This is a genomic window from Ideonella azotifigens (assembly GCF_006519715.1).
In the GTDB taxonomy this organism is placed as follows: domain Bacteria; phylum Pseudomonadota; class Gammaproteobacteria; order Burkholderiales; family Burkholderiaceae_C; genus Ideonella; species Ideonella azotifigens.
Genome location: NZ_VIDT01000275.1, coordinates 1 through 6,805 on the forward strand (window position 1 = coordinate 1; position 6,805 = coordinate 6,805).

The following is a 6,805-nucleotide window of genomic DNA, read 5'->3' on the forward strand; positions in this document are numbered from 1 at the left end:
TCTCCATATAGCGTGTCATTGCCACCAGCGCCAAGCAATTGGTCGTTGCCGTCGTTGCCGTGCATCACGTCATTGCCGGCGCCGCCATCCGCCAAGTCGTTTCCTGCGTTGGCGTTGAAGGTGTTGTTGGCGCCGTTGCCCAGGTACAGGTCGTCGCTGCTAGAGCCAGTTGGCGCAGCGGTGGACGTGGCGAGCAGCACATGCGCGGCTGCCAAGTCGCTTCTGATCGACGAATCCGCGGGGAGTTCGTCCACCCAGGTGCGCAGCGCATTCATCCCGTCATAGCCAACGGCCACGAGGGTGTCGTGCGAATAGCGGTTCAGGTCAACCAGATCAAGGATGGCATCGTGCGGGTTGACCGCCTTGTTCTCCGTGAGCAGGGTCGTCAGCCCTGTGGTGTCGAATTGCACGCCTTGGTCGTCAATGACCAACTGGATGCTGTCCAGGTAGTCTGCCAGCCGCGTTTGCATTGCCAGCGCGCCATAGACGGATGACTGCAATGCTTCGTACGCTTGGTTAATGAAATTGATCTGATCGGCGGAGAGGGTCACCGTCAATTGCGTGACCAAGCCCTTTGTGGGGGCGGCACCGCCGCCGCCGCTGCCACCGCCGCTCTGGCTCCCGCCGGGACTTGTATTGGTCGTGGTTTGGGTGATGTCAAAAAACCGGCTGCCATTGAAGATCTCCAGCATCGTCATGCGCCGAACGATCTCCAGCGCCTCGGGGCCCGGTACGTAGCCATAAACACCTGGGCCAATCGTGTCCCATATGTAATAGCCCTGAGAAAATCTCACATCAAGCGCTGGTACGACTTGCTGCGAAAGGTCATACGAACCGGGCTCCGCTTCGGTGTAGTGAGTCGTGGTGGTGGATCCGTTCGTCACGATGGACTTGTTGAGCGCGATGAGCGTGCCAAATGGCGCGTTGTATCGGCCGGAGGAAATTGCCCAATCGCTGAGGATGCTGTCAACGAGTGCAAGCTGCTCATCTCGACTGTCGGCGGCGGCGAAAGATGACACCTGCGTTTGCAGTTGCGCTGCGCTTGCCGATTCAAGGCTCATCGATTCCCGCAAATCTCGCACCCACCCGCTGCCCGTCATCTCCGGCAAGGCAGCTGCCGTCGCCGTAAGGGGAATGGTGTCGGTGAACTCGCGGTAGAAAGGATTGCTGGCCAAATTGAGGTTGGCCACGGCATTGTCCGCAAGGTTCACAGCATCCACCTCAGTGGCGGTGCCATCCGCGCGGATCACATCGGCCTTGCCGGTCACGGCGTTGCCGTTGCCCAGATCGGCATTGGTTCCGGTTTCCGCAGTAAGCGCAATGCTCACAATGCCCTTGTCACCCAGCGTGAAAAGCTCTCCCGCCTGGCTGATGCCATCGGCATTCAGGTCCTGCCAGAGACGAACTTCAGTGAAGGCCGCGTCCTGCGCATTGAAGACCCCGTCGTGGTTCGCATCCAGGCTGCTCAGCGCCTCAAAGCCGCTGCTGGCCAGCCCGGTGCTGCCGTCCGCCCGCGTGATCTGGGTATCCACGCCAAACAGCTCGCGCCCGGTGTCAATGCTGCCATTGCCATTGCGGTCCATCACCAACCAAGCGTCATCCCCCTTGAGCCACCCGGTCCCGGTCTTGACGCCATCCGCGTCGTGGTCGAACAAAACGGGATTGGTCCCCACAGCCAGCGTCTCGATGCCATCGCCGTCCAGGTCAATCGCAAGCGGGTCGCGGCGTGGGCGCCAGTTGAGGGCGGCGTTGAAGTTGGTGTTTGTTGAAACATTGATTGCACCACTGGAAATTGGGAATGTCTCCGCCAGTGCCTCGTCAAGCGCGGACTTTTGAGCCGCTGAGATCCCTCGAATCATGTCATTGTATTTATCCATCTCCGCCTGTTCTTGTGCGGTGACAGGCCAGGTTCTGCCTTCGCTCGGATGGATAAAGCCATCGGCGTCTGTGTCGAATAAGGTCGGAGCATTTGCTTCAGTTGGATAAAGGAGGTATCCGAATAACGACGGAACCGGTCCAGGTACGCCGAGTGCGCCAAACGGAATGTTTATCGGGACCGCCACAGCCATGCGGCGAGCCATTTCTGAAAAGAAGTTGGAGAAAAATGTAGGTAGGCTCATATGAAGTCCGTGATTGCGTAAATAAGGCAGGAGAAAAGGAGAATAATTCCAATGATGAACTGGGATCCGTCGAAGGAGATCTTCTTGTTAAATCTAGAGTATATTATTTTGTATATTAACCACGATAAAATAGATCCGGCAAGTGTGGCGAAGATGTAGGCATATAGCGTGGTCATTTTTGTCGTTTGAGGTGATTATGCTTGGGTGGTTGGGTGGATTGCTTTGGTGAAAAATGTGCGGGGGATTTGTTGATGCGGATTGAATTGACTGTAAATATATTGGTGGTCAATTGCCTTGCGCATTATCTCGTGCCTGCAGGATGCTGTTTTCTGGTCTTGGGAAGTTGCATGGTCGACTACGCTTTGCTTGTTGTTAATATTTTCTCTAGCATGTATTAATGCGGCGTGCGTGGGCGGCCTTCAGTTGGCTATTTTTTGGCCCAGCTGGCTTTGAAAATGATAAAGACGGTAGCCCATTAAAGAACCTCATCATCTACGATGTGGAAGACCATGAATACCATGCAAATTCATGATGTGGAAATCCATTTCACCGCTCCCCCGCACTTTCCGAAATCCGCTGGCGAATCGGTGAAATCAGATAGTCGATCACTCTTCGCTTGCCGGTCTTGATTTCGGCGGTGACGTTCATGCCGGGGGTGAGGCGGACGGTTTTGCCGTCGATGTTCAGCGTGGAGGCCTGCAACGTGAGCAGGGCGGGGAAGCTGGCCACGGAGGTGGTGTCTTCGGTGGTGGCAGTGGTCGAGGTGCTGGCGGTGCTGCGCTTGTCTTCCAGCACGGCATCGGCCGAGACAGTGGTGACCGTGGCGGGCACGGTGCCGTAGCGGGTGAAGGGGAAGGTTTCGAACTTCACTTCGGCCAACTGGCCTTCGCGGACGAAGCCGATGTCCTTGTTCTCCAGCTTGACCTCGGCGCTGACCTGCGCGTCGTTGGGCACCACCACCAGCAGGACTTGCGCGGGGGTGACCACGCCGCCCACGGTGTGCACCGCGAGCTGCTGCACGCTGCCGCTGACGGGGGCGGTGAGGCGGGTCAAAGCGGTGCGCTGGCTGGCCTTGTGGCGCTCTTCGTCGGATTGGTGGAGCTTGAGCTCGGCTTCGCCATGGCGTTCGCGCAGGTTGCGTAGGGTCTCGGCTCGGTAGGCCAGGCGAGCCTGTTGGCTTTCGAGTTGCGCGGCACGGGTCTCGCGGGTTCTGGCCTGCGCGGTGGCCAGGTCGCGCTCCAGTTCTATGCGTTCGCGGGTGCGGTCCTGTCCCGCATGGCCGGCCACGAAGCCCTGGGCGCTCAGGGCCTTGAAATCGGCCTCGCGCTGAATGGCAAGTGGCAGGGTGGTTTGCAGCTTGGCCACCTGCTGCTGGGCGGTGTCCATCTCGGCAACGCGAGTTTCCAGTTCGGCCTGCAGCTTGGCCAGCTTGGCGCTGATGTCGTCCCACTCCGTCTGCAACTGCGCTTTGGCCAAGGCGGCATCGTCTGGCGCCAACTCGTGCTGCGCGGGCCAGGTTGGGGCCAGGACGGGCGTGGCCGACAGCGCGCTCAGCAGCAACTGGGTGCGCAAGCTTTCGCTGTAAGCCGAGGCGCGCTCCTGGTCGACGCGGCTGGCATCGGCCAGCGCGTTGGTGGGGTCGAGTTCGATCAGCAACTGCCCTGCCTGGACCTGATCGCCGTCTTTGACGTGGATGGCTTTGACGACGCTGGTGTCCAGCGGCTGTACGGTCTTGCTGCGCTGGTGCACGATCACCCGGCCGTTGGCCACGGCCACGATGTCGATCTTGCCCAGCACGCTCCAGACGAGCGCGGCAGTGAACAGCGCGCAGAGGGCGATGCCGGCACGGCGAGGCGCTGGATGCACGGGCGTGTCTTGCAGGCTGAGGTGGGCGGGCAGGAAGGCCAGTTCATCGCTCAGCCGCGCCGGGCCGGCCAGTTCGTGGCGGTGTTGCCAGGCGGCCTTGCCAACGGCGGCGTAGCGCTGGAACAAGGCCCATGCGGGGTGATTTGTCATCTGGGCGGCCATGTCATGCCCCTCCTGTTTGAAGCTGCCACAGGTGGGCATAGAGACTCTTGGGCCGTGCGATGAGTTCTTCGTGGCTACCGGCTTCCACGATGCGGCCTTTGTCCATCGCGATGATGCGATGGGCTCGCCGCACGGCGGAGAGCCGGTGGGCGATGATGATCACGGTGCGCCCCTGGCAGATCGCCGCCATGTTGCGCTGGATGATGGCTTCGCTTTCGTAGTCCAGCGCGCTGGTGGCTTCGTCGAAGATCAGCACCCGAGGGTTGGCAAACAGCGCGCGGGCGATGGCAATTCGCTGGCGTTGTCCGCCCGAGAGGCTGGCGCCTTGCTCGCTCACCAGGGTGTCATAGCCCTGGGGCAATTCCGCGATGAACTCATGGGCGCCGGCCAGGTGCGCGGCGCGCAGCACGGCCTCCAGTGGCGCGGCCGGATCGGCGATGGCGATGTTCTCGCGCACGCTGCGGTTGAACAGCAAGTTTTCCTGCAGCACCACGCCGATCTGGCGTCGCAGCTGGGCGGCATCGATCAGCGCAATGTCGTGGCCATCCACCAGCACGCGGCCCTGCTCAGGGGCGTACAGGCGCTGAACCAGCTTGGTCAAGGTGCTTTTGCCGGAGCCGCTGCGGCCGACGATGCCGATCACCTCGCCGGGTCGGATGTCCAGGCTGATGTTGTGCAGCACCGGGGGCGCATCGGGCCGGTAGCGGAAACTGACTTGATCGAAGCTCACACGGCCCTTCAAGACCGGCAGCGGCGAGGCGCTTTGCGGGCGCACTTCGGTGGGGGTGTTGAGGATGTCGCCCAGCCGGGCCATGGATAGTCCGGTTTGCTGGAAATCCGTCCACATCTGCGCCATGCGCATGATGGGTTGGGCCACCCGCCCGGCGAACATGTTGAAGGCGACGAACTGACCCACGCTGAGGTAGCCGTCCATCACCAGCTGGGCGCCCCACCACAGCGTGGCCACGTTCACCAGCTTGCCGACGAGGTTCACGCCTTCATGGGCGGCCTGCGCCAGGTTCTGCGTCTTGAAGCTCGCGCTGACGTAGGCGGCCAGTTGCTGGTCCCAGCGGCGAGCGACCTGCGGCTCCAGTGCAGTGGCCTTGACGGTCTGGATGCCGGCGATGGTTTCGACCAGCAAGGCCTGATTTTCCGCGCCGCGCGCAAACTTCTCCGCCAACCTGCCGCGCAGCACCGGTACCACCAGCAGACTGAGCAGGACATAGGCTGGCAAGGAGGCCACGACAATCAGCGTCAGTGACGTGCTGTAGCTGAACATGACGGCGATGAACAGCGTAGAGAACAGCAGGTCGAGAACGAGCGTGAGGGCATTGCCGGTGAGGAAGCTTCGGATGTTTTCCAGCTCGCGCATGCGGGCCACCGAGTCGCCCACTCGGCGGGCCTGGAAGTAGGCCAGCGGCAAGGCAAGCAAGTGGCGCAGCAAGCGGCTGCCCAGTTCCACGTCGATCCGGCTGGTGGTGTGGCTGAGCACGTAGGCGCGCAGCACCGTGAGCGTGCTTTCAAACAGCACCACGCCCAGCAGGCCAACGGCCAGCACGTCCAGGGTGCTCAAGCCTTTGTGGACCAGCACCTTGTCCATCACTGCCTGGAAAAACAGCGGGGACACAAGCGCGAACAACTGCAGGAACAGCGAGAACAGCAGCACCTCGCCCAGCAAGCGCCTGTGCTTGACGATGCTGGGAATGAACCAGCTGAAGTCGAAGCGCGCGAGCTCACCTGCCAAGCTGGCATGGCTGGTCACGAGCACCAACTCGCCAGTCCACTGGGCGAGGAATGCCTCCAGCGGTTCGATGGTGGGGCGGCCGTTGTGGCTGTCACTGGTTGTGCCAGGGGCCATCAACAGGACACGTTGTCCGTCGCACTGGGCCAAAACCACCAGTCGCACCGACGCGTTTTTACCCGCACCCGGTTCCTTGAGAATGGCCAATGCGGGCAAGGGGTTCTGAGCAAGCCGTTCCGCAGGTGGGTTGCTCACCTTGGCCTTGAGGCCGATGCTGCGGGCCGCGAGCAGCACGTCTTCGATTTGCCACGCTTCGTCGGGCGAGAGCCCCAACTCGTGTAGCAATGAGGCAGGCTCCGCTGCGACATGGTGCAGCCGGGCCAGCATGGCCAGGGCTTGAAAGGCCTGGAGCCTGCCTTGCGATGGCGCCTCGGCTGCGGATTCCGCGTCGGAGGTGAGAGGTTCGGTGTGCTGCGAGGGCGCCTGCATGGTCCTGTCGCGCTCAGCAGATGACTGAGCGAATGGCAGACAGAACAGGGCGCACCCCCGCCTTTACGGCGCCTTGGTTCCTCCCTGAGCGTCTTCGTTGTGGATCTGCCCGCGCTCTATGGCGCTTGGTGGGCTTGGGCGGCTGAGAGAGCCTCGACCGCGACGCAAAATCCCCTCAATGTTATCCGTTGCTTTGCTCAGATTTACAAAGTAGTTGCGTATGGGAATTTGCACGAGTAGGTTTCGCGCGTTTGGCGGGGCTTGGATTGGCTCGCACGCGACAGGGCGGCGCAGCGGAGGGCGTCCAACATCGGGGCAAGCTGCCGCTTGGTTACGGGCAGAAGGTTCGCTGACGGTGCACCTGCGCACCGCCCGCCCGCCGCTGTCGGTGAAGGTGCTGGCGCAAGGCCTGCGCCCCTGCAACGCG

General features: G+C 61.6%; 3 protein-coding genes. All 3 read right to left on the bottom strand.

Annotation, left to right across the window (positions count from 1 at the left end; all coding sequences use genetic code 11):
- A partial coding sequence (locus FKP22_RS16625) for a calcium-binding protein (RefSeq protein ID WP_510606717.1) occupies window positions 1–2,120 on the bottom strand: 2,120 nt, incomplete at its 3' end.
- Window positions 2,121–2,666: 546 nt separating this feature from the next.
- On the bottom strand, window positions 2,667–4,148 hold the full coding sequence (locus FKP22_RS16630) for an HlyD family type I secretion periplasmic adaptor subunit (RefSeq protein ID WP_141288571.1): 1,482 nt from the start codon (window positions 4,146–4,148) through the stop codon (window positions 2,667–2,669).
- A gap of 1 nt (window position 4,149) precedes the next feature.
- The gene (locus FKP22_RS16635; protein WP_141288572.1) at window positions 4,150–6,276 is read right to left on the bottom strand and encodes a type I secretion system permease/ATPase; all 2,127 of its coding nucleotides are present in this window, start codon (window positions 6,274–6,276) and stop codon (window positions 4,150–4,152) included.
- Between the last annotated feature and the right edge of the window lie 529 nt (window positions 6,277–6,805).

What these genes read in the sequence shown, in the direction of transcription:
- FKP22_RS16630 (WP_141288571.1), bottom strand. Translation starts at nt 4,148, where the DNA reads ATGGCCGCCCAGATGACAAATCACCCCGCATGGGCCTTGTTCCAGCGC.
- FKP22_RS16635 (WP_141288572.1), bottom strand. Translation starts at nt 6,276, where the DNA reads ATGCTGGCCCGGCTGCACCATGTCGCAGCGGAGCCTGCCTCATTGCTA.